Origin of the sequence: Xylanibacter brevis ATCC 19188, from assembly GCF_000621725.1 — a bacterium.
In the GTDB taxonomy this organism is placed as follows: Bacteria; Bacteroidota; Bacteroidia; order Bacteroidales; family Bacteroidaceae; genus Prevotella; species Prevotella brevis.
In genome coordinates this window covers 132,167-156,481 of the sequence record NZ_JHXM01000004.1, presented here as the reverse complement: position 1 = coordinate 156,481, position 24,315 = coordinate 132,167, and the positions used below count along the sequence as shown (strand labels likewise).

Sequence of the window (24,315 nt, the reverse complement as noted above, 5' to 3'; positions counted from 1 at the left end):
TATATTGTCATCAGTTCCAAACTTCTCTTGCCAAAAATCTTCCTACTGTGGAAAAACCAATGGGATGTACTGCCATTTGAAAGGCAGTGCTCTTGTATTCAACTTTTTAGAATGCTTGTTTTACAAGTCATTCTCAACACAATAGAGATAGATGTTTTTCTGATAGTGATTTTTCAAGCTTTAGTCAGAGCAACACCAAATTCACGAACAGTCTCTTCACTATCACGTCCCGCTATAGACTTACCCGTTGCCTTTTCTATGCGATTGAGCAACTTAATGGCGCGGTCAACGAAATACGCATCGAAGTCATCTGTAACAAGATAGTCGTAATTAATCTTGTGAGACGAGATAGCGTTAACGACTTGATCATCTGACAAACCTTTGTTCTTCATGGTCTTAATATACTCACTGGGAGCACGACCACCGATAGAACGGTTTGTGGAAGCATAGATAGGCGTCTTATTGACTACCGAATTCCATTTCCGAATCGGTAACTTTGCCCCCTCGCAATAGGCCTGAGGGAAGATGTGATGAATATCTGTATCTTCGTCAAGATAAGATGCTATGTCCATCTTGTTCCCACTCATAAAATCAAGTGGCGAATCCTGCATAATCATTGCCATTACGCCCTTATATGCAGCACTGTTACGTGTCTGCATAGATAGAAGACGTGTGGGTTGGAAATTGGAGCGTGTAACAGTGTCTGGCTGTGTTCCACTTTTTATCCATTCAAATATATTGGCTATATCCAGAGCGAATCGGGCTTCATTAGCACCACCATATAGCTCTCCAAATACACCGCACCAATACCACTTAGCCAGAAGATCAAGATTCTGATTGAGCATAAGAGGACGCTTTTCTTTCAACTCACTATCATAAGCATAGATTGCGGCAAGTGGAATCAATTGTGACGAGTAAGGAAGATCACGCTCACTGTAAATTCCCTGATGAGAAAGGAAAGCGGCTGCTGACTCAAAACCAGCAACAAGAGCATCGTGATTGGCTTTATAGTCAGAAAGCTCCAAACGTAGAATATCACGTTTCTTACAAGTAACAGCACTCTCATTTACAAGGCTCTTTTTGTATGTCACGAGCAGTGTCATTGCTGCCAGGAAATTGGCACCAGTAATATCTTTGAGTACGGTCAGTTTCTTATCCGCAAACTGTTTTTGGATTGCGTTCCAATCCGCTCTAAGGTCATATTCATCAGCAGCAAAAGTGGCTGTAACGAGTTCGAATACAGTCAGAGGTACGCCACCAGTATTGACATTCTCAAATATCTGACAAACAGCTTCTTTCGGTGTGTCCTTTGTCAGTTGGATAACGGGCATCTGATAGTCTTGTACAGGACGTAATATCTTCTGAGAGAAATCCCTGAACAAAAGGCGGTGCTCTGAATCATTTTGATAATATTCCTCCATTCCATAACGCCAGTCATCTATCTCATTAGGTGAGAAGACCAAGTTGAGCGGGAACATTAATTCTTTATACTCCAGTTCTGGAGTAGACAAGTCCAAATCAATTTTTCGACCCATGTCCGAAAAACGTTGTTTCTTGTCTGAAATGGATACAATTGCATCAAGCCTATCTGCGTTTGGATTCAAGCATTCTTTTATATTGAGATAATAATAACGGTATATAGTTTTATCACGGCTCGTATCCAAACGTGTTTCCACAGCCTTCTTGCACATGAACACTTGATAGAGTGTTGTAAGGCGTTGTTGACCATCCAGTACCAGCCAGTCTGGAGAAATGTCATCAGGACAATTAACTCCTGTAAAATTGCGGCACTTGAAACGTACGGAATCGCCGTGCCCTTCTAAGAACATGGCTGCTCCCATTGGGAAGCCTGAAGTGATACTTTCGATGAGCTTGCATATTTTAGTATCGTCCCAAACCCAGCTACGTTGGAATTCGGGAAGCTGCGCCTTACCCTGACCTACCCAAGTCAGGAGTTCACTTAGTTTCTTATCATGTGATTCTACTGCCATAGTAATTGTCATTTTATTATATAACGTATATAGTTTCGTCGCCGCAGATATTTCGGATTTTCATGCGGAGTGGCTTCTGGTCACACGTTATGGTGGAATCCCAGAAGTCTTTGGTCTTCTTTCCGTTGAGGATAACGTAACCCAAGCGATCGATCTTAATTTCCGCATCACTATGCCAGGGTGCTTGCTTGTCAGCGGTTGTGCAGTCCAGACTGAGCCACTCAATAGTTTCCAGTCCCTCATCGCTAATCTCAATAGGCTTAAAAGCCTTGCCTTTGGCTAAGGATTGCTGCTGACCCTTCATGTTCACTTCCTCAATTTTACGCAACACACGGTCGCTGTGGAAACTCTTCAGTTCCACCTTCCAGCCTTTGAACAGGCTTTCTTGCGTTTCTGTTAACTCCCATTCGGCCTCGTCTTCCACCACAACTTCGTCCAGCACCTGCTTCAGGTCGCGCAGTTCAATCTCGATGGTGGTTTGGGTGTTTTGTTCTTTGATAAACAACTCAATATCCTCACGGTCTGTAATGTCGATATAATAGACGATTACCCGTTTGGTGTCGTCTGGTAGGTCAGGCAGTGCCTCGCGGATGATGCGGTTCATCAGTGGCTTGTCAAGTAGACGCGTTGAGCTGTCCATCAGGTTGGGCAGATAGACGGGCATCATGCCGTGTTGGGTATCTACGATGCTGCCTTCCCAAAACTTGTCCAATGCATCTTCATTGCGTAATCCTTTTATCAAACTCTTAAGCTTATCCATCGTTTGAACGGGATTGCGATAAAGAGATACACCGTCTTTTATCTCCAGAACTTTGAACTCAGCTTTATCTGCTAATAAGCGGTCTCTTGCTGTCTGAATGCTATTGATACCGATATCGCAATGGATGAAATTTCGCTCCAACTTATTAGCTACAGCTGCCGTAACGCCACTACCTCCAAAGAAGTCTGCAACAAGCATTCCTGCATTTGAGCTGGTTTTGATGATACGTTCCAATAGAGCTTCTGGTTTTTGTGTGGAATATCCTACATTTTCTCTTGCTCTACCTGCAACGTATGCAATGTCAGTCCAATTGTCACTAACTGGAACGCCAGGAAGTTCGTCCATAAAAACTATTCGACAACGTTTTATTGGTTTCCCATTCTTACCTAAACGAATCCGCCCATGGCTATTGGGAACCTCTGTCTGTGGAGCATTCCATAATTCTTCAAATTTATCAGGAGTTGTTCGCCATCTTGCAATTGTTCCATGAAAATCGTAGGCGTCCATTTTTCCCTGTGGATCAAGCATATTCTCAAATTTATAGTAGCGTCCAGAAGGAGCTTTAGTCCATTCGCTATCAATATACTCATCTGAATAAGGTACATATTGTATATTGAATGTATTCTTTTCATTTTTCGAATAGAAGAATATGCATTGAGTTATTTCACTATATGAAGTTGTGGCATCATTATGGGAGGCTGTACTATTCCACGTTATTTCATTTCTAAAATTGTCTTCCCCAAAGATCTCATCCATTAAAATCTTTACATAGTGTCCAATGTGATAATCCAAGTGTACATAGATACTTGCTTCGTCGCTCATGATACTCTTCATCGCCATGAGGTTTTCGTACATCCAATTGAGGTAACGCTCTTTGTCCCATACGTCACCATACATTTTTTCCTCGAAGGCTTTCAGTTCTTCGATGTCAAGCTCGCTTTCTGCTTGGGAAATAACAGCTGCCACCTTTGGATTGCGTCGGATATACACTTTCTTTGCATAGTCGGCACCGCTGGCAAAAGGCGGGTCAACATAGATGAGATCAACAAAGATACCGTTGTCTCTGAGATATGCACAAGCGGACAGACACTCGCCACGGATCACCAGATTATTAGGGTTCTGACCAATCTGCTCTTTCAATTCCATCTCATAGAGTGGCATACCTCTCTGCACTCGCTCTATAACTTGGTCGTTGTCACGATAGCGTAACACGCGTTTGGTGCGTACAAAATTGTCTAATACAGCTTGTCCTTCAAGCGTATTTGGGAAATAGGGAACATATTTAATAGCCATAGCTCTGTATTTTTACACGTTAAAGAAATTCTTGATGGTGGCAAGGGTCTTATGACGACGCTGCTCTGCATTAAGTGTATCTTCCAAATAGAGGAAGTCGAAACGCTGGTAACCAAACTTGTCGTTGTTCTTTTTAACAAATTCTGACATAAAGTCGAGTCTATCCTTGAATTTGGCGGCAAAGCCCTCACCCTTGGTTTCTATGATAACAACCTTGTCTATCTGCCTCTGCTCATTGCGACTAAGCAAGATAAAATCGGGCACGTACCTACCTATGTATAGCCAATTATTACCAACATGTTTGTAGCAATCAATTTTGAAATCTGTCAGCGTGTCATCGCCGTTGAAATAGACCTCCAATGCCTTTTCCTTAATCAGCGGAAGAATCTCCTGCGATAGGAAATGCCTCTCCAGACCGCTGTCGAAGCGGTAAGGCAGATAGTGGTACGTCTGGTCACGCTCTGGATGTGGGTCGAGTTGGGGAGTGCGCAGTGCTGAAACATCTATGCCCAAAGCCTCCAGTTCGGCTATCTTAGCCTTCTGGTCAGCCGTCAACTCTTGCTGAGGAGGTCTTTTGTCCCACTCCATAATCTCGTGAACAACCTGCTGGTCAGGGAAGAACTTCTCGGAATCCTCTATGGGTGATGTCATTCGTTCAATCTGCAACAGACAGGCTTGCCATGGTAAGATTTCTTCCTTAGTAGTAAAGTCTCGTTGAGGAGCAAACGCCTGACGAATAAGCGAACGGACACGCTGATGGTTGTACTTCGTGTTTTCTATCAACACACCATCCTTCTCTGTAGTAATCTTAGAGAAGATAGATCGCAGTTCTACCTCGCACTTTTTCAAATCGGCCATCGTTACCATACCGAAACTCTCCTTGGCTATCTGGTGGAGCCACCAGCGGAAAGAAGTGTGCATTTTCTCTTTGTTTTCCTGCTCAACGGAAGCAATTAGATTACCTTCCATATCCTGCTGATGAATTAGGGAAATATCTGCCAAAGCCAGAGTGCTCTCACTTTGCAAGCGTTGTGAAGTATTGTTTGTATCATCTATTATAAGAGTCTCATAGCTGACCTTCAGTTGATAGTAGTCTATCTTAGGCACCTGCATACGCTCCATTCGTGAGAAGCGGTCTATCAGTTTTGGCTCCACATTCGGCTTGCCACCAAACTCTTTAAGCGTAATATTCTGTTGTTGTTGCAACTGTCGATTCAGCTTTTCTGCGTTGAACTTGTTGAGCCAGATAAGAGCAGTTTCCTGACTATTCTTCGTTACCTGACGCAAGCAGCGACAAGAGGTTTGGAGCACCATATTCGTGGGGCAGACACCCTTCTGTGGCAGGATAACACCCGTCAAGCTTTTGCAGTCCCATCCCTCTTTACCAATTTGTACAAGGAGTACAATCTTGTATTTTGAGATAGAAGTGTCGAGAGATGCGAAATCCGTTTCAGAACCTTCGTGTTGTGGGTACTGCTTATTGCCACCATGATAAGGCAGAATAATATCTGTGGGTGACAGTCCGTAGGACGCCACTATCTCTGCCACTAATGGATAGATGCTTTCTTCAAGTGTTTCAATCTGACCGCAATAGATGGCCAGTTTGGCGCATGTTCCGTTTGCATACATAGTGTCGCGGTAGTTATCAAGAAACTCACGTACACCATTGGCGACAATCGTCAGGGTGTCGTTATCCTCAAACTTTACTACAGGATTCTTCAGGAAGTTGCCAATACCATCAACCAATGGATAGTAATACACAACGTTGGCAAGGTCTGTATTCTTGATGGTCAGTGTTTCAGATATTTTCAACGGCTCAGCACTATCCAGATAAGGTGTACCTGAGAAGCCAAGGACAGAATTAAATGTATGTTTCTCTGTCCATTGGTTTACGACCTGTCGAAGCTTAATTTCTCCATCGGCAGCATGATGCACCTCGTCAATATATACAGCCAAGTTAGGTATTGAACCTATAAGTTCTCGTAGTTCGTTGGCTGATGCCATACGCTTCAATTCTTCTTCTGAGAAAAGCGATGGGTCTTGATCGGTATCGAAACGATCAAGAATTACTTTTTCGGCATTCGTTATAGCCACCAATCCCTTCAAATCTTCAAATGGTTGGTGGTTGTTTATCTTCTGAGCATTGGGATTCTTGATGCGATTACTCTTTTTGGCAGCCTTCTGCTCATCCAGAATCTCAAACTTAATCAGTCGACGCAATTCTGTTGCCGATGGCTCAGGGATAATCCACGACGGGTCAAACTCCTTGATATGCTTTAGGCTGGGCACAATCGATGATTTCAAGCCCGATGGTGCCATCACCATAAAGTTATGGGCAAAAGCGGGATTGTCTGGCTCATTCTGGGCATAGTAAAGATCGAGATAGATAAATGCCGCCATTAGATAGGTTTTGCCGGCTCCCATAGGCAGACTAAAGAGATAGTCGGTGTAGGTGACGCCGTAGAATATCTTCTGAAACGTAGCCTCGTAGTCTATCTCGTCGGCATGCTCCTTTATATAGCGCTCCAATTCGGGAGCCAGCTGCTTCCCCTTCTTATCGTGTAGGCGCGAATATTGGAACAAAGCTACAGCTGCTTTGTTAGTGCTAAATATTTGCCGGGCAGTCTCAGTCAGTTCCATCTGCCCAATGTTGGTGTCGTTGAAAACACCATCAACAAAAAGCTGCCATAGAGGCTGGTTTTTGCAGGCAATTTTCAGAAACAAGTATGTCTTGATGGCCTCCAACTGGGCATCGCGCATCACGCCCCGCTGAATGATATACAGCAGCAGTTCTTTGATGGTGCATTCCTCAGATGCCAGCCATTCGTTACGTTTCTTTTCTATGAGTTTATAAAACATTGTATTCTTTTCTTGGTTTCTAAGTTCCTTGCAATTCCATATCAAGCTGGTGCAGTTTCTGAAAGTAGATCCTTCACTGTAATTGAGACTAATGCTCTGCTATGTCAGGCAACTCTTCAAACCTCAGCAGGTCATCTACTTGTACTCCAAGAAGCTTTGCAATTTGCATAAGGGTCTCGAGGGATGGTTGACACACATTGGTACACCACTTGCTTACGGTTGCAGGATCTTTGCCCAACTGCTCAGCTAACCACTTGTTGGTTTTCCCCTTGTCGACTAACGCGGTCTTAATACGATTTATTTTTCTGTCCATTGTGACATACTATTTGTTACTAAGTGGTGCAAAAATAAAATTTTTAATTGAGAAAAATGCAAATTGCGCAATAAAAATGATGTTTTTCTGCTGATTTTCGTTAATAATCGCACGTTTTTCCATTGTTTTTTGTATTTTTGCGTATTGAAAGTACCTAATAAAAATGGCAGAAAAGAAGAACCATCACATTATCCCTCAGTCTTATCAACGTTTGTTTTCGAACGATGGTAAGAACATAGGCATATATGTCATTAATAAAAATCTCGTAATCAATCAATCTCCCATAAAAAGTACGATGAGTAAAGACTACTTTTATTCAAAAGACCATACAATAGAAGAAGCTCTTTCTGATATAGAACGATTATGTATGTTAGCATTCCATAAGTTAGAAAACAATAATGATTATAGCCTACATGAAGTTGAACGATTAAATATTTTGACCTATGTAATGATACAACTTGGTCGGACAACTTATATGTCTAAAAAGTTAAGCGATGATGTTAACGAAATGTCATTAGAAATTTTCAAGAGATGTACTGGTACAAAACAACTCGATCCTCATTTGGAATTTCGTTTTGAAGAGCCTCCATTGTTTTCGCTAAGTGTTTATGCAGGCATGATAATAGATATGGCAGACTTGTCTTTCAAATTAGTTTGCATAGATTCAAAATGCGATTCGTTTTTTATAACGTCAGATTGTCCGGCTTTTACGATTAATCCATATTTTGATTATTTGGGATATGCAGGAGTAAAGACACTTGGTTATAAAGGTGCTTGTCTAATGATGCCTCTTACCCCCAAGTTGATGATATTGTTTTATGATTCTAATATATATAAAGTTGGAAATAAAAAAGGGAAAGTCATAATAAGAGAAGCAAAAGATATTGAAACAATGAATATGCTTATCGCAAACGAGGCAAATGAAATATTGGCATATAATCCTTTGCATGAAATCAGCATCCCTTTAAGAGAATATGCTCAAAAGATGAGACTAAATGCTCAGCCATTCAAATTATTTATGAAAGGGCAATGCAAAATTCCTTTTTTTCATATTCTTGACAAAGCCAAATCTCTTAACTTAAACTCTTGTTATCAAGAAGATTTGCTTAGGGAACATGCAATCTATTTATCTAAGAATCCAGAACTTAAACAATATCTTAGAAGTTTAGGAGGTTCGGCTTCTGTTGAAGATCGACAAAGGTTTTATGAGGAATTGAAAAATAGAAAATAATACAGACAAAGATATTACATTTTTTTTGGTTTTTCGGCACGTAACATCTACTGCTGAGGTGTTTCGTTAATTCTGATAATGGTACCTAATAAAAGTACGAGTTTACTCCCTGGGGGAGAGTGGCTTAGGGTATGTTTTGGAACAAAACTACGAATTAGGCTTCGTACTTGAAAAAATCAAGTAGTGCACAAGCGCATCTGTAGATTCTTCTACGGTGGTGTGTCAGTCATAAGTTTCTCCCCAAAAGTCTTGTTATAGTTAAAACGAGACTTTATTTCTTTGTTTGTTTTTTTTGACTTGGAAATTTTGTTTACTTTTGCAGCGAAGAGCTTGCTCATAGTTGGTTTCGCCAACTAAAGTGCCTACTACCCCCCAAATAAGTGCTTTTTTTGTTGTTTGTTTGGTATAATCGATTATTATTCTTATATTTGCCCCCATAATAACTAAAAATGTGAAGCTTATGAATAAGTTATTAGTCCTTTTGATTGCAATATTTACGTCATGTACCGCTACATCTGCTCAGTATACAAGTAGTGATATTATTAAAGCTGCCGACATGGTTTTAGATGCAAACTCTTTTAGTAAGGCTCACATGGTGCTTACAGTTTGCGGAGTACCAATCAATTATGATGCATCTGAAGAATTCGCAAAGCGATTTAGTAAAAACTATGATGAATATAGAAAATCCATGGCTACAAATTTATATATATATTGGCCACAATATCAGAGAAGTCCCAAGGATTTGATGCTTGGGCGTATAAGTACATATGGCCCAAGTGAAAAAGATATTAAGGAGTTGTTTTTTACGTTAGGAGAATCCTATAACGCATCCTTTACAAACAGCTTGATAGATTTTGGATACAAGAAAGTAAAGGCTGAAATGAAAAAAGATAAGGATTTTAATGTTTCTTATCAAGAAACGACCTATCAGAAAGAGAATCATATCTGTATAATAAAAGCCTTAAAATCTACTCTTCAAGTTAGTTTTAAGCGAAAGGAAAGATGTATTAGTGAAGAAGATAAAATGATTTCTGAGCAATGTCTTCGTTTTGTTAGGTTACATGCTGTTGACGGTGCAAGACCTTATGTGTTAAAGGACTTGAATGTCCCTTATGAAACACCTGCAGATATTGAAGTACAATTTCCACCAGAAAACATAATTGTAGATATTCCAAATTATGTATTATGTGAAGATCCTACACCTCTTAACAAAAAAGTAGAATTGAAGATTTCAAGTCAGGGAGTAAAGAGTATTGATGAATATAAAAATAAAATAACCTCTTATTTCAATTGGATAAGCCCATATATAAAAGTACATAACGTAGCTAAGGTGAACTTTCTTAGGTACGGAAAAGGTTTTGCTATTGGTGATTCTTATAATTTGCAAATAAATGAATCTATAGAAGAGTATGACAGTTGTACGGTTACATTTAAAGTAAAATGCTCTGGTTTTACATTGTCTAATTATCTGTTTACAGTAAAAAATAAAAAAGAGGTGGAATCAAAACTATCATCTGTTTATGGAAACTCAAACATGATAGCATCTATTTGGAAGTCTTTTCCACAAGAGAGTATGTTTAATCTCACAAAAAGTGGTAATACATATATGATAAGTGTTCATGTTTTCAAACGCAAAGTAACATATACATTTGAAGGTAAGTCTGCTTCATATATGGTGCCTTTTACGTATGATTGGAAGAATCCTGTAATAAAAAAATAAGAATTACAAAGTTATAAATCTATGAGTATAGAATCTGTTATCGGAATCATAGCAAGTTTGCTTACTATTGCTATGGCACTTGGAATTAAATTTGAGGTGATTGATGTTGATGTTTTCAACAAACGTCCAGCTAAAGAGGTTTTTGATAACTTGTTGAGTAAGAAAACGACAGATGCAAAGAGAAAGAAACTTCTAAAGAAGCTGAACAAATATGAATTCTTCAATAAACAAATAAAAAAGGAATACATTAATTCGTTTGAACTGAAGAAACGTGGTCCTGAAGAATTGCTATTTGATATCTGCGACAAAAATAATATTGTGCCTACAGACGATATGTGTAAAAGTGTATTAGGGTATGTGAGGGAGCCTTTGAAGACGAAATATCTCGAGAAAAGACAGGCAGTCAAAAATGAACCAACGATAGATTCTCAAGAGCAAATGATGAATAAGAAGCCTGAAGTAAAAGTTATTAATCCTTTTGGAGAGCAAATTGTGTATTTGTCGGAAGAGTTAAAGAAGAAGTATCCAAATACTTGCGACAAACTTATTGGTATATTAGATAAACATCATGTGAAATACTCTTTTCTGAAAGCAACAAAGGATATCTGGTGTCGCGATTATATGCCTGTTCAAACTCCTTCAGGAAGGCTTATACAATTTACATACGACCCAAGTTATTTAAGAGGAAATAAAGAATGGGAAGATTCTCGTTCCGATGTTAGAAAGGTATGCAAGGAAAACGGCTTTACTCCTGAATTCTCTAACATTAATATAGATGGAGGAAATGTCTTAATCTGTGAAGATAGAGCCATACTAACAGATAGAATCTATTCTGAGAATCCAGGTATCGATAAAGAAACGCTTAAATCTAAATTGGCAGATTTGTTGGAATGTGAAATAATAATCATTCCTGCATATAGATCTAAAGAAGACGATTTAACAGGTCACGCAGACGGTATGGTTAGATTTGTTGACCGCAATACTATTATCGGTAATTGTTTGGCAAATGAATACCAATACATAAAGGAAGGAGTGCAAAAAGCCATTAATGATTTTAACTTGCAATATATCGAGATGCCTTTCTTTATTGACAAGAAAGACCCCAAACATCCATATAGTGCAATTGGCGTATATGTTAACTATTTAGAGGTAAACAATTTAATTGTTATGCCAGTCTTTGGTAGAAAGGAAGAAGACGAGAAAGCCATTAACGTTATGAAAGCAACCTTCCCTGATAGGATTATCGAGACAATAAACTATAATGATGTAGCATTAGAGGGTGGTTTGCTTAACTGCACAACTTGGGTATTAAAACAATAGAATATAAAGCACTTTATATTTTGGGACTAATATTGTTAGTCCTAAGCATACAACCACAAGCTTGCTTGCTTTAGGCATGGTTCCAAGTGTTGGCGGCATTATGCCCCGACCTTGGTAGTATGCTACCTCCGTGGCGGCATTTATGTCGCGAGGGGGGTAATAGGCTACCCCTAATGCGGCATTTTGACATTCTGCACGCGCAAGCGCTTGAATTATTTCGATGATCTCTTCGAGGCTCTTGATGCAACATGGCTTTATATTATTTTTCAGATAGTGCCATCCCGCACCATGCGGCTAATATACCAATTATAACACTTGCGCCAACGTAAAGTGCCATCTGCAGAACATCGCCAGCTTTCATCATGCCGAAAGATTCGTTGGCAAACGTGCTGAATGTGGTAAAACCGCCGCAGAAGCCTGTTACCATCAATAGTTTCATTTCTGGTGATAATATACCCTTGCTAACCAACCCAACCAAAAGCCCGATGAGCAGAGAACCAAGAATATTAACGGCAAAAGTACCCCAAGGGAATGTGGTGTTTATGCCGGAAAGCAGATAGCGCAATACGGAGCCTACTGCTCCTCCAAGTGCTACTAATAACAGATCTCGTATCATTATGAAATAAACTTTAGGGGATGCAAAGGTAAAAAAAATCCATTAAAAATGGCTATTTTTAAGCAGAATCGGCTCAAAAATCATAAAATTTATGCATTTTTTAGCTCATCGTGAGCCGATAATTGAAAAATAAGCGCTATATTTGCACCGATTAAATACTTAAGGTGATGGATATATCAAGAGAGATTCTACAGTTTCTGCACTATCATCCGCTGTCTTCGCGTGATGAAATAGCAAAGGGTACAGCCTTCGAGAGTAGCGATGCCACCTTGAAGCGTCTCATTGCGGCCGGTGTCCAGGATGGGGATATCGTAGTAGAAGGTAAGGCTCGTGCCACTCGATATCGCCTTTCTGACCAGGCACATCTGTTGATGCCGCTTAATCTGGATACCTATTTCTCACTTGATGTTGACCAGCGACAAGTACAGACTTCTTTCAACTTTGAGCTGATTCGTGAGCAACTCCCAGCCGTCAGTCTATTCACAGACGAGGAGAAAGTACGTCTGCAGGAGTTACAGGCAGAGTTCCGTCAGCATGTTAAAGAGATGACTGACAACGAATACCGCAAGGAGATGGAACGACTGGGTATCGACCTCAGCTGGAAGTCGTCGCAGATAGAAGGCAACACTTATTCTTTGCTGGAAACCGAACGTCTGCTTCGCGAGAGTAAGACAGCAGACGGCAAGACTAAGGAAGAAGCTGTTATGCTACTTAACCACAAGGATGCCTTGCGCTTCATTCTTGACAACCCAGACTATCTGCAAACCTTAACGGTCAGCCATATTGAGGATATCCATCAATTGCTGACCAAGGAACTATCCGTTGACAGAGGTATCCGTCATCGTCGTGTGGGTATTACTGGTACCAATTACCACCCGTTGGATAATGAATTTCAGATTCGTGAGGCCATGCGCGATACATGCGACTTGATAAACAGCAAGGAAAGTATATTTGAGAAAGCGCTTCTGACGCTGGTGCTCCTGTCGTATATCCAGGCATTCTCTGATGGCAACAAACGCACGGCTCGCATCACCAGCAATGCCATTTTGATTGCCAACGGCTATTGCCCTCTGAGTTTCCGCTCTGTCGATTCTATAGACTACAAGAAGGCGATGCTCATTTTCTACGAGCAAAATAATCTCTATGCTTTCAAACAGATTTTTATCGACCAGTTTGAGTTCGCAGTAAGAGAGTATTTTTAATGGTTTGTACTCAGATTATCTTCTGAACAAATTTTGCTAACTTTGCCGCTGATGAGAATGACTGAGACGATTGTATATATCCTTACCGGCATTAATGTCCTGACCTTCTTTGCCTACGGCGTTGATAAATGGAACGCCAAGCAGGGAAAATGGCGCATATCTGAAGCCACGCTCCTGATGTTGGCTATTATAGGAGGCAGCATCGGGGCGTTATTAGGCATGCGAATATGGCATCACAAGACTATGCACAAGAAGTTTAAGTATGGCTTGCCGCTGATTTTGATGGCTCAGATTGCATTATTATCTTTAACTTCATGTCGTACGAAAAAGGAAGTTACAATAAGTGAGCCAATTAAGACTGAGCCAATCAAGCATAAGCCGATTCAAGAACACTCTCCCAATGTGTTTCTTGTGATGTATGATCCAGAGATCGGAAAAAAGCCCCTTTTGGAAGCCATCAAAGAATACGGAATAGAGATACGCTATGACTATGGCACCATAAACGGAATGGCTCTTATGAAACCTGACGACAAAACTCTTGAGGAAACGATGCAGTACTTCAAGACGGTAAAGGGCGTAGTTACTGTAGAATACGACCACATTATCCGACTAACTGATCCTGTAAAGCCTAAATTAGAGATACAATGAATATCGATACTACAAACATTTGTTCGCACTTGAAAAAGAAGCTATTTGAAGGGGATGGTGTGTATCATCTGCTATGGGTGGCGATGCAGGATGATTCTGAGATTACTGCAATAGTGCGTTCTCGCCAGCTACATGTTTACCGCAATGGCAAGAAGATTTTGGTGCTGGCGGGTAAGGCTACACCAAAAGTAATAAGAGAAGATAGATTGACTAAATTCTTGGGTGGAGCTATTACTATATATAGCAAATTATAGAATGAATAGTGTGTGTAAAATACACATTATTATATATATAAGGGCATTTTTGAGCGGTTTTACCACATTGTTTAAGGCATTTGGAACCCCTTGGTAGGGGACGGATTTTTAATATACGGGAATTATCACGGGAATATCACGGGAATTTCGAAAACTAAAAATCGCTAAGTGCTTTGTTTTCAGCGACTTAGCGATTCTTTTAGTTGGGGTACCCGGACTCGAACCAGGAAAGGCAGGACCAGAATCTGCAGTGTTACCATTACACCATACCCCAAAATGTTGTTTGCTGTAGAACTCTCTTGTTCTGTTTTGCGGGTGCAAAGGTACGACTTTTTTATGAACTACCAAAACTTTTGGGCACTTTTTTATAAAAATCATCAAAAAAAATGTTTTTATATGCGTTTTACGGATAAAAGCGCTACCTTTGCATAGTAATTTCACATTATTAATATTATAAATGGAACAAACATCAAAACTGGTTCAGACTATTGTTGAAGGAATACAAGAGAAAAAAGGAAGTGGTATCGTGATTGCTGATTTGAGCGGCATTGATGGCACGATATGTAAGAACTTTATTATTTGTCAGGGTAACTCGCCTGCACAGGTAGAGGCGATTGCCGAGTCAATAGGCGATATGGCTCGCAAGGAGCTGGGCGAAAAGCCTGCTCACGTGGTGGGTCTTGAGAATGCTCAGTGGGTGGCCATGGACTATACAGACGTGCTGGTGCATGTGTTCTTGCCCGATGTGCGTGCTTATTATGACTTGGAGCACCTTTGGGCAGACGCACCTCTGACAGCTATACCTGATTTGGACTAAACATCATATGGAACAGAATACTAATAATCAGCCGAAAATGCCAAAGTTCAATATGAACTGGATTTATCTGGTGGCTATTGCGGCATTGTTTTTCTTTTATTTCACTGGCGAACAGGGCTTGGCTCAGCAACAGAGCGCCATTAGCGAAGTGTCATATTCTGAGTTCAAGACACTGGTGAACCAGGGCAATGCATCACGTATTGTGGTCAACAAGAGCCACAACACGCTGAAGATGTATGTGAAGCCCGACAGCATCCGCTCGGTTCTTAACAAGACGGCCGACCAGGTGGGCACCGACCCCTATCTGAATGTTGAGTTTGGTAGCATCGACCGCCTGGAGCAGTTTGTGGACAGTGCCCGTGCTCACCACGCATTCACCGGTCGTCTCAGCTACGAGCGTGATAGCGATGGCGGTTTCCTGGGCAACTTGATCAGCATGATGCTCCCCATCATCCTGTTTATCGGTGCATGGCTGATTTTCCTGCGCTTCATGAATCGTGGTGGTGGCGGTTCGATGGGTGGCGGCATCTTCTCGGTTGGCAAGTCGAAGGCCAAGATGTATGAGAAGGGTGGCGAACTGGGCATCACGTTCAAGGATGTGGCTGGTCAGGCCGGCGCCAAGCAGGAGATACAGGAGATTGTAGAGTTTCTGAAGAACCCACAGAAATATACCGACCTGGGAGGTAAGATTCCCAAGGGCGCACTGCTCGTAGGCCCTCCAGGAACAGGTAAGACCTTGCTGGCCAAAGCTGTGGCTGGCGAAGCTGGTGTGCCTTTCTTCTCGATGTCGGGTAGCGACTTCGTAGAGATGTTTGTGGGCGTGGGTGCCAGTCGTGTGCGCGACCTGTTCCAGCAGGCTAAGGCTAAGTCGCCTTGCATCATCTTCATCGACGAGATCGATGCTGTGGGACGTGCCCGCAGTAAGAACCCAGCCATGGGGGGCAATGACGAACGTGAGAACACGCTGAATGCTCTGCTCACCGAGATGGACGGCTTTGGCACCAACAGTGGTGTCATCATCCTGGCTGCTACCAACCGTGTGGACATGCTCGACTCGGCCTTGTTGCGTGCCGGACGCTTTGACCGTCAGATACATGTGGATCTGCCAGACCTCAGCGAGCGTAAGGAGATCTTTATGGTTCACCTGAAACCGCTGAAGCTCGACAACACCGTAGATGTTGACTTCCTGGCCCGTCAGACTCCCGGCTTCTCGGGTGCCGACATCGCCAACGTATGTAATGAGGCAGCCCTGATCGCTGCTCGCCATAACAGCTTGAACGTGGGCAAACAGGACTTCCTAGATGCCGTGGACCGCATCATCGGCGGACTGGAGAAGAAGACCAAGGTGATGACCCAAGCCGAGAAGCGCTCTATTGCCATTCATGAGGCTGGTCATGCCACGATCTCTTGGTTCACGGAATTTGCCAACCCCTTGGTGAAGGTGAGCATCGTGCCTCGTGGACAGGCGCTGGGTGCTGCTTGGTATCTGCCCGAGGAGCGCGTGCTGCAGACCAAGGAGGCCATGCTCGACGAGATGTGCTCGCTGCTGGGCGGACGTGCTGCCGAAGAACTCTTCGTGGGCCATATCTCTACAGGCGCCATGAACGACCTGGAGCGCACCACCAAGCAGGCCTATGGCATGGTGGCCTATGCCGGTATGAGTGAGAAGTTGCCCAACCTCTGCTACTATAACAATGCAGAATATCAGTTCCAGCGTCCTTACAGCGAGACCACTGCCAAGATCATGGACGACGAGGTTCTGAAGATGGTCAACGAGCAATATGAGCGTGCCAAGAAGATACTGACCGAACATGCCGATGGACATGCACGTCTGGCGCAGCTGCTGGTTGAGCGTGAGGTGATCTTTGCCGAGGATGTGGAGAATATCTTTGGTAAGCGTCCTTGGACCTCTCGTGCCGATGAACTTCTGGAGGCGCAGATGCGCGAGGAAGCCGAGAAGATGGCTGCCGAGCGCACCAAGCAGCTCGAGGCAAAGCAGAACGCAGAGGACTCAGAAGACGAGGATGATTCTGAGAACTCTTAAAAATAAAAGACTATGAAGAACTTTATTGTGAGAACAATCACTGGCGTCATTTTTGTTGCTGCCATTGTGATTAGCTTTTTGAACCCATTGGCCATGGTGTTCCTGTTTGCACTGGTGACAGGCATGACCATCTGGGAGTTCTGTGGATTGGTGAACGAGCGCGAGGGCGTTCAGGTGAACCGTTTCATCTCTACTGTGGCCGGTGTCTATCTGTTTCTGGCCATGGCAGGCCATTGCAGCGGTAGGGTGGACAGCGATACGGTCTTCATACCTTATCTCATCACCATCATCTACCTGATGGTGGCCGAACTCTATCTGAAAGCAAAAGACCCTATCAACAACTGGGCTTACACCATGTTGCCACAGATGTATATCGCTCTGCCTTTCTCAATGCTCAACGTGTTGGCATTCCCACAGGCCGGTGCCTATTCTTTTGTATTGCCACTCAGCGTGTTCGTTTTCCTGTGGATGAACGACTCGGGCGCTTACCTCTGCGGTTCGCTGCTGGGGCGCCATAAGTTGTTCCCTCGCGTTTCTCCCGGCAAGAGCTGGGAGGGAAGCATCGGTGGTGGCATCCTGGTGGTGGGCGTAGCCGTGCTGATATGGTATCTGCTGGAGATATATTTCCCCGGCGAGTCAAAGATGAATGCGCTGCATTGGGCCGGACTGGGCGTCACGGTGGCTGTCTTTGGCACATGGGGCGACCTGGTAGAGAGCCTTTTCAAGCGCACGCTGGGCATCAAGGATAGTGGCAACGTGCTGCCCGGACATGGCGGAATGTTGGATCGTTTCGACTCCTCACTTCTTGCCATTCCTGCGGCTGTAGTCTATCTTTTCACATTGACGCTGTTAAAATAAAAACACTTTTTAAGGAAAACGCTTGCATATATTAAAAAAAATGTGTTACTTTGCAGTTAATAACATTAAACATTAACTAATAAAAAGTATTATGAAAAAGTTTTTTGCAGCTATTGTAGCAGTGCTTTTCGCAGCACCTTCGTTTGCTCAGATGGGTAGTGGCGGTTTCTCTTTGAACGAGAGCACAGTATATTACGGTCTCCGTATGGGTCTGAATGTGTCAACTATCACTGGTGATCTTCTGGATCTGGATTCAAAGGCAGGCATGACCCTGGGTGGTGTTATAGGTCTGCGCGTCAGCGATACTACACCTATCTTCGTTGAGAGTGGTCTGTACTATTCTGGACGTGGTGCCAAGGACTTCAACTTGAACTACCTCGAGATTCCCGTACTGATTAAGTATGGCATTCAGGCTACCGACGATATTGCTATCCTGCCTTATATCGGTCCTTACTTCTCTTATGGTATTGGTGGTAAGTATAAGACCTTGGAGGGCAAGCGTAGTTCATACAACTGGGTGAAGCACTCTGATATGGGTTTCAAGCTGGGTTGTGGTGCTGAGTACAATAAGCTCTATGCCGAGCTTGGTTATCAGTTTGGTGTGATGGATATCGCCAAGGATAATCCTACAGATGACGGTGCTCACACTGGTAACTTCTTTATCAACATCGGTGTGAATTTCTAAGAAAGTTGATACTTTAGATATTTCAAAAGAGGGGCATTCACTTCATAAAGCGAATGCCCCTCTTTCGTATTTTGAAAGCAGTCATCTACCTTCTGCGTTTGGTCTTTTTCTTGGCTGCAGGCTTTGGCTGAACCTTCGCCTTAGGCAGTTCGCCGCTGGTCAGCAGCTCGCACACACGATCTTGGAAGTCGCGACCGGTGGTGGCACGCATGACGCCCTGGTTGATGATGGCAAAACAGAGACGGTTGCCATTGGGTGCCGTGCAGTAGCCAGCCAATGCTGAGATGCCCGTGACGGTACCCGTCTTTGCCATCACATTACCCTCGGCGGTTGTCTCCTTCATGCGGCTCTTCAAGGTGCCGTCCACGCCAGCGATGGGCAGCGATGGCAGTAGTTGGTTGTACACCGGCTTGTTGTTCCACACATAGCGCAGCAACTTCACTTCCGCCTCGGCCGAAAGGTAGTTGTAGAGCGACAGGCCGCTGCCATCGGCCAGGCGATAGTTGTCGGGGTTCAGACCGGCTTTTCGCATCACCCTGCGCTGACAGTCTTTGGCCTCATCGGCATTGGCAGGACGATTGCCATCGGCCATTGCCAACTGGTAGAACATGGACTCGGCATACAGGTTGTCGCTGTCTTTCATCATTTTCTTCATCACGGCATTGATGCTGTGAGTGCGTGTGCAGAAGGGGATCGCATCCTCGGGACACGACCAGTGGCCCACACCCACGTTGACAAACGCCACACTATCGTCGAGCAGCGCCTCGACAAGGTGGTCGGTGAAAGCCTCGTTGCGCTCCACCAACAGAGGCGAGAGCGATGGGTTGTCGTCGTCCCAGCACCATCCTTCGCCCCATTTAAGCTCGTCTTTGGCCGAGAGGTCGGCAAAGATGTTACCTTCGAAGGTATCTATACCCAGCTCTTTTAAGGCTTTCACGGCAGCCTCAATGTCAGTATCGGAAAACATGGGGTCCATGCCGCCCACGCAGTAGATGTCGCCTTTTAGTCGGCGGTTCTCTATCTTTCCTGTATAAAGAAAACGCGTGGTGAACTGATACGTAGGCCCCAGCTGATCGCAGGCCGCAATGGCCGTGAGTAGTTTCATGGTGGAGGCAGGGCGCATCAGTTGTCGCTCGTTGAAGCGGTATACCAGTGTATCGGCCGTTAGGTCCCAAACCATCAGTCCAACACTCGACGTGTTGAACATCTTGTCCATAAGGAGCGTGTCCATGCGCTCTTTGGATAAAGAAACTGTCTGTGCCGACAGGAGTGCAGGCACAGACAGTAGGAGTGAAAATAACAGCTTCTTCATGGGGCGTTATTTATTTCTCGGGTACGTCCTCAAGAGTCTTCTTCAGGAGTTTCCAGAATGGTTCAACGGTCTCAATCAGCGCACGCTCGGTGGTGGTGTGGGGCGACTTCATTGTGGGGCCGAGGCTGACAACATCCAGCCAGGGATATTTGCCCAGGATGACAGAGCACTCCAGACCAGCGTGGTCCACCTGAATGATGCCGTCGGCGCCAAACAGTTCCTTGTACTCCTTCAGCAACAGGTGCAGAATCTCTGAGTCAGGATTGGGATCCCAACCGCCATACGAACCGGCTGTCTCTACCTTCATGCCTGCCATCGAGAAGCAGCTCTCCAGTGTCTTCACCACATAGTCTTTCATATCCTCACGACTGCTGCGTGCCAGGATCTTGATGTCGGCATGGCCGCCACCGATGTTGATGATAGCCAGGTTGCTCGATGTCTCAACCACGTTGGGGTAGGCGGGGATGAAGCGAATCACACCATCATGACAAGCATAGATGGCATCGATGAGGTTGTCTTGAATCTCAACGGGAATCTCTGTCTTTGGAGTCTCAACCTCTTCCACCAGCACCTCGATGCCTTGTGGCTCAATGAGCTTGTACTCATCGTTGAAGGTCTCTTTCCAATCGTTGGCCAGTTCCTTGATGGCCTCGATATTCTCTTTTGGCAAGGTGAGGATTGTCTCTGCCTTGAAGGGGATAGCATTACGCATGTTGCCACCCTGCCAGCAAGCCAGACGTGCGTCCAGCTCTTCGATAGCCTCGCGAACCATCTGCACCATCAACTTGTTGGCGTTGCCTCTGCCTTCATGGATCTCCAGACCAGAGTGTCCGCCACGCAGGTTCTTCACCGTCAGACGTACGGCTGCATCCTCGGCATCGGTGTCCACCTCTTTATAGTCGAGCGTGGCTGTGATGTCGATACCACCAGCCGAACCAATCACGAACTTGCCCCAGTGCTCAGAGTCGAGGTTCAACAGAATGTCGCCCTGCAACTCACCCTCGGGCAGGTCGTTGGCACCATACATGCCTGTTTCCTCATCGGCAGTCACCAAGGCATCGATAGGACCATGCTTCAGGGTCTTGTCTTCCATGATGGCCATGATGGCAGCCACGCCAAGACCATTGTCTGCACCCAGTGTGGTGCCCTTGGCTTTCACCCATTCACCGTCAATCCATGGCTGGATGGGGTCGGTCTCGAAGTTATGTGTAGATTCGGGAGTCTTCTGTGGCACCATGTCCATGTGTGCCTGCAGGATGATGCCCTTCTTATTCTCGTAGCCAGCGGTAGCTGGTTTGCGGAATACGATATTGCCGGCGGGATCCTTGAACGTTTCTACGCCAGCTTGCTTGCCGAAGTCAAGCAGGAACTGCTGAATCTTTTCCAAATGTCCGCTAGGACGTGGTACTTGTGTTAGTGCATAGAAGTTCTTCCAGATGCACGTGGGGTTTAGGTTCTGAATTTCATTCATAGTGTTTTGATTTTTTATTCGAGGTGCGAGGTACGAGGTGCGAGGTACGAGAATACCTTTTCCCGTTGTAACTCTTACTCTTGGTTGTTAATGTTGTCTTGTACTTTTAATTTCTCTGTTAGCGATTTCTTTAATCCCCAGATTGTCATTGATGCTCTTGATGCAAGTGTGTCAATCTTGTTGAAATCTGAATCGGATATATAATTATTATCGTGTGCTATCTCCATTTGACAGACTAATTCAGTGAGGGATCCGTAGGCAATGTCCAAGAAATGTATTCTCTCTCTTATTGCAAAACGTCCAAGTCCTTCTGCAATGTTTGAAGGAATAGAAATGGCAGCTCTTCTTATTTGATCGCAAAGGGCATATCTTTCGTATTCAGGAAACTGAAATAATAAACTATATGTCAGTTTGGTTAGTTCTTTGGCCAGTTTGTATGCATCGACATTGCGATAATAAAAATCATTCATATTACGCTTAAATCATTGTAAGTAAAACTATTCTCGTACCTCGTACCTCGCACCTCGTACCTCGTCCCTTTCTAGAGACCCATTCCCGTTTCTCGATACAAACGAGAGTCTAATTGAAGCCCATATGCCAAGAAGGACAACGAGCAGCGTTTGCACGGTGTGCACAATCAGAACAAAGTAGAGGGCACGCTCGTCGGCCACGCCATAGAGAATCAACATGGTCTTAACGGCAAAATGCCAAGGACCGGCTCCGTTGGGCGTAGGTACGATGACGGCAAAGTTGCCCACCACGAAACATACCAGTGCGCAGCCAATGCCCAATGCCTTGGTGAAGTCGAAACAGAAGAATGTCAGGTAGAAATGCAGGAAGTACATCACCCAGATGCCAACGGAGAAGAGCAAATAGAGTGGAAGGTTCTTAATGTCTTTCAGTGACAGCACGCCTTCCCATATACCATGCAATGTCATCTTTACCTTATTATATATAGATAGGCGGCGCAGCAGCAAGTGGAGCAACAGCAATACGGCCACGCCACAAATGCCCGTCACGAGCCATCCTGTCAGTGAGAAGCTGGTCAGTATATGGTCGAGCGACGTGCCTGTCTTTTTGAAGAAAGAGCCAAAGACGCTCATCTCGAAAAGCAGAATGAGACCGGAGTAGAGCAGCACCATCAGCGTGTCAACGGCACGCTCGGTAACCACGGTGCCTAGTGCTTTCGCAAACGAAACTCCCTCCCAGCGCTTCAACAGTCCACAGCGGGTAAACTCGCCCACACGCGGGATGAGCAGCGAGACGGCGTAGCTTGTGAATATCGTGTTGACAACAACCGAATTTCTTGTTTTCTCGCCCATTGGCTCAAGCGTCTGGCGCCAGCGCCAGCCACGAAAGGCCTGTGCCAGTATGCCAAAAGGAAAGGAAAGCAGCATCCAGGTCCAGTTCATTTCGTGGAGCACCACTTGCTTAATACCTTGAAAATCAAAGCCGCGGTACATCCAATAAAGAATGGCGCCACCCAGAAGGAGTGGTAGTATGATTTTTGCGATGGCTTGAACGTACTTCATAGATTTCGCAAAGTTACGAATAAATGAGCGAAATGCAAAAAGAAAAACGCATTTTCTTTTTCATTTCCGAATGCCAGTAACTAAGACGTAGTCAGAGTTACGAATAAATGAGCGAAATGCAAAAAGAAAAACGATGATTTTCTATTGATGGTTCTGCATTTTTTGATATTCGCGCGGACCAACGCCTTTGTATAGTTTGAAGTTTCTGTAGAACGATGTAGTGCTGGTGAAGCCAGATTCCTCTGAAATCTCGGTCAGCAACTTGGTGGGATGTTGACTGATGAGCATCGTTGCATAATCAATGCGCATGCGGTTGATATACTCATTGAATGACATGCCCATCTCACGATTGATGGCAATATAGATATAGTTGCGGTTGGTGCCTAAACGCGATACGACATCGGTAATCTTCAGGTTGGGCTGGCGATACAGCAGCTCCTGCTCCATCAGTTGTTCAATACGACCGCGTAACTCTTTGATGGCAGGTAGCTCCGATACGGTCTCGTCGGCTTCCTCTTCGTCTTTCTCAATATCCTCCACACTGAAATTCTGATGTATCCCCACGTAGCCTATCACAAAAAGCAGGACGGAGAAAAGGGTAGAAGGGATGGCAAGCAGCCAGATAGACTCGTTGAAGTGGTGTCTGCCAATGATGTTGAACACAAATGAGAAGACAGATGTCACGACGAAAGCTATCAGCATGGCATGAATGATGCCCAGCGATTTGTCTTCCACATCGGCATAGGCTTCCGCTACTTGTTTCTCGTATTGCTTCAGGTGGTTGCGCCCCAACAATAAAACAGGGATGAGTAATAAGCCGAACATGCCTTTGCAAATGTCGTGTAGGACGCCTTGTTGGATGGCTAAGCCTGTGAGTCCTTCGTGCTTGCCCTGGTATAGATAGATGTCTATAAACTGTGCGGTTTCCTCGGGCGACATTAATATATATAGTAATCCCACGCCAAAGAAAGCCAAGATGGCCGGGATTATCATGATATAGCGAAATCTGTGATGATTCCTTCTGGTGGTTAGCGAACAGATATATAAATAGTACAAGGGGTAAACAGCCAGATTGCTGGCACAATACAATGTGTTTGTCAGAGGTATGATTGACGTTTTGTGGTTGAAGAATACACAATGACCCATGTAGAGCACCGTTGCTGTCAGCATGAAGGCAAGCAAGTGCAGACGCGTACGGTTCTTGCCGTCACGGTGAAGTTCGAATGCCAGCATAAAACTCCAGAAGAGGCAAACGAACATTGGCATAATTGTGAATATCATAGCTTTCATACATGCAAAGTTAGATAAAATGAATGAAGAAACAATGTCTTTATCGGGAAAAATGTGAAAATGCAATGTATTTTTGAGATTATGAATTGTATCTCTTTG

The 24,315-nt window shown here is 44.1% G+C and carries 20 protein-coding genes and 1 tRNA gene; 10 read left to right on the top strand and 11 right to left on the bottom strand.

What is annotated here, in order from left to right; all coding sequences use genetic code 11:
* Positions 1-173 precede the first annotated feature (173 nt).
* The 4 genes from T433_RS0103545 to T433_RS0103530 all read right to left on the bottom strand — a co-directional run bounded on the left by T433_RS0103545 (position 174) and on the right by T433_RS0103530 (position 7,216).
* Positions 174-1,991, bottom strand: coding sequence for a GmrSD restriction endonuclease domain-containing protein (locus T433_RS0103545; RefSeq protein ID WP_027454878.1), 1,818 nt, complete (start codon positions 1,989-1,991; stop codon positions 174-176).
* A gap of 16 nt (positions 1,992-2,007) precedes the next feature.
* A complete protein-coding gene (locus tag T433_RS0103540) occupies positions 2,008-4,044 on the bottom strand; it encodes a DNA methyltransferase (RefSeq protein ID WP_027454877.1) in 2,037 nt (678 codons plus the stop codon).
* A gap of 12 nt (positions 4,045-4,056) precedes the next feature.
* The gene (locus tag T433_RS0103535; protein ID WP_027454876.1) at positions 4,057-6,903 is read right to left on the bottom strand and encodes a DEAD/DEAH box helicase family protein; all 2,847 of its coding nucleotides are present in this window, start codon (positions 6,901-6,903) and stop codon (positions 4,057-4,059) included.
* A gap of 88 nt (positions 6,904-6,991) precedes the next feature.
* A complete protein-coding gene (locus T433_RS0103530) occupies positions 6,992-7,216 on the bottom strand; it encodes a helix-turn-helix transcriptional regulator (protein ID WP_027454875.1) in 225 nt (74 codons plus the stop codon).
* A 163-nt stretch (positions 7,217-7,379) separates the two neighbouring features.
* Here T433_RS0103530 and T433_RS0103520 point away from each other — a divergent pair, with 163 nt between their 5' ends.
* The 3 genes from T433_RS0103520 to T433_RS0103505 all read left to right on the top strand — a co-directional run bounded on the left by T433_RS0103520 (position 7,380) and on the right by T433_RS0103505 (position 11,487).
* Positions 7,380-8,447: a DUF4238 domain-containing protein gene (locus tag T433_RS0103520; RefSeq protein ID WP_027454874.1), complete on the top strand. Its 1,068-nt coding sequence runs from the start codon at positions 7,380-7,382 to the stop codon at positions 8,445-8,447.
* Positions 8,448-8,907: 460 nt separating this feature from the next.
* Positions 8,908-10,167 carry a hypothetical protein gene (locus T433_RS0103510; protein WP_027454872.1) on the top strand — a complete coding sequence of 420 codons (1,260 nt, stop codon included), beginning with the start codon at positions 8,908-8,910 and terminating at the stop codon, positions 10,165-10,167.
* A gap of 21 nt (positions 10,168-10,188) precedes the next feature.
* Positions 10,189-11,487 (top strand): agmatine deiminase family protein, encoded by a 1,299-nt coding sequence (locus T433_RS0103505; protein WP_027454871.1) that lies wholly within the window; start codon positions 10,189-10,191, stop codon positions 11,485-11,487.
* Positions 11,488-11,746: 259 nt separating this feature from the next.
* Here the strand turns inward: T433_RS0103505 and crcB are convergent, their stop codons facing one another.
* The gene (gene crcB / locus T433_RS0103500; RefSeq protein WP_027454870.1) at positions 11,747-12,100 is read right to left on the bottom strand and encodes a fluoride efflux transporter CrcB; all 354 of its coding nucleotides are present in this window, start codon (positions 12,098-12,100) and stop codon (positions 11,747-11,749) included.
* A 170-nt stretch (positions 12,101-12,270) separates the two neighbouring features.
* Between crcB and T433_RS0103495 the strand changes: the two genes are divergently transcribed.
* From T433_RS0103495 to T433_RS0103485, 3 genes are read left to right on the top strand one after another with little or no spacing between them, the layout of a single operon-like run.
* Positions 12,271-13,305 (top strand): Fic family protein, encoded by a 1,035-nt coding sequence (locus tag T433_RS0103495; protein ID WP_027454869.1) that lies wholly within the window; start codon positions 12,271-12,273, stop codon positions 13,303-13,305.
* A gap of 57 nt (positions 13,306-13,362) precedes the next feature.
* Positions 13,363-13,953 carry a DUF1294 domain-containing protein gene (locus T433_RS16135; RefSeq protein WP_248616471.1) on the top strand — a complete coding sequence of 197 codons (591 nt, stop codon included), beginning with the start codon at positions 13,363-13,365 and terminating at the stop codon, positions 13,951-13,953.
* Positions 13,950-14,207, top strand: a complete 258-nt coding sequence (locus T433_RS0103485; RefSeq protein WP_027454868.1) for a hypothetical protein — start codon at positions 13,950-13,952, stop codon at positions 14,205-14,207. Before T433_RS16135 ends, T433_RS0103485 begins: the two co-directional genes overlap by 4 nt.
* Before the next feature lie 203 nt (positions 14,208-14,410).
* Here T433_RS0103485 and T433_RS0103480 read toward each other — a convergent pair.
* Positions 14,411-14,481: transfer RNA gene (locus T433_RS0103480), tRNA-Gln, on the bottom strand.
* A gap of 183 nt (positions 14,482-14,664) precedes the next feature.
* Here T433_RS0103480 and rsfS point away from each other — a divergent pair.
* From rsfS to T433_RS0103460, 4 genes are all read left to right on the top strand, one after another.
* A complete protein-coding gene (gene rsfS, locus T433_RS0103475) occupies positions 14,665-15,024 on the top strand; it encodes a ribosome silencing factor (RefSeq protein WP_027449569.1) in 360 nt (119 codons plus the stop codon).
* Positions 15,025-15,031: 7 nt separating this feature from the next.
* The gene (gene ftsH, locus T433_RS0103470; protein ID WP_027454867.1) at positions 15,032-17,068 is read left to right on the top strand and encodes an ATP-dependent zinc metalloprotease FtsH; all 2,037 of its coding nucleotides are present in this window, start codon (positions 15,032-15,034) and stop codon (positions 17,066-17,068) included.
* 12 nt (positions 17,069-17,080) lie between these two features.
* On the top strand, positions 17,081-17,926 hold the full coding sequence (locus tag T433_RS0103465) for a phosphatidate cytidylyltransferase (RefSeq protein ID WP_027454866.1): 846 nt from the start codon (positions 17,081-17,083) through the stop codon (positions 17,924-17,926).
* A 91-nt stretch (positions 17,927-18,017) separates the two neighbouring features.
* Entirely contained in the window at positions 18,018-18,611 is a 594-nt protein-coding gene (locus T433_RS0103460; RefSeq protein ID WP_027454865.1) for an outer membrane beta-barrel protein, read from the top strand.
* Positions 18,612-18,696: 85 nt separating this feature from the next.
* Here the strand turns inward: T433_RS0103460 and dacB are convergent, their stop codons facing one another.
* From dacB to T433_RS14505, 5 genes are all read right to left on the bottom strand, one after another.
* A complete protein-coding gene (gene dacB / locus T433_RS14515; RefSeq protein ID WP_081778343.1) occupies positions 18,697-19,923 on the bottom strand; it encodes a D-alanyl-D-alanine carboxypeptidase/D-alanyl-D-alanine endopeptidase in 1,227 nt (408 codons plus the stop codon).
* A gap of 10 nt (positions 19,924-19,933) precedes the next feature.
* Positions 19,934-21,394 carry an aminoacyl-histidine dipeptidase gene (locus T433_RS0103450; protein ID WP_027454864.1) on the bottom strand — a complete coding sequence of 487 codons (1,461 nt, stop codon included), beginning with the start codon at positions 21,392-21,394 and terminating at the stop codon, positions 19,934-19,936.
* 74 nt (positions 21,395-21,468) lie between these two features.
* Positions 21,469-21,864 carry a four helix bundle protein gene (locus tag T433_RS0103445; protein WP_027454863.1) on the bottom strand — a complete coding sequence of 132 codons (396 nt, stop codon included), beginning with the start codon at positions 21,862-21,864 and terminating at the stop codon, positions 21,469-21,471.
* Between the two features lie 27 nt (positions 21,865-21,891).
* Entirely contained in the window at positions 21,892-22,926 is a 1,035-nt protein-coding gene (locus T433_RS14510) for a lysylphosphatidylglycerol synthase transmembrane domain-containing protein (RefSeq protein ID WP_044109145.1), read from the bottom strand.
* 141 nt (positions 22,927-23,067) lie between these two features.
* Entirely contained in the window at positions 23,068-24,207 is a 1,140-nt protein-coding gene (locus T433_RS14505) for a helix-turn-helix transcriptional regulator (protein WP_162164160.1), read from the bottom strand.
* Positions 24,208-24,315 lie beyond the last annotated feature (108 nt).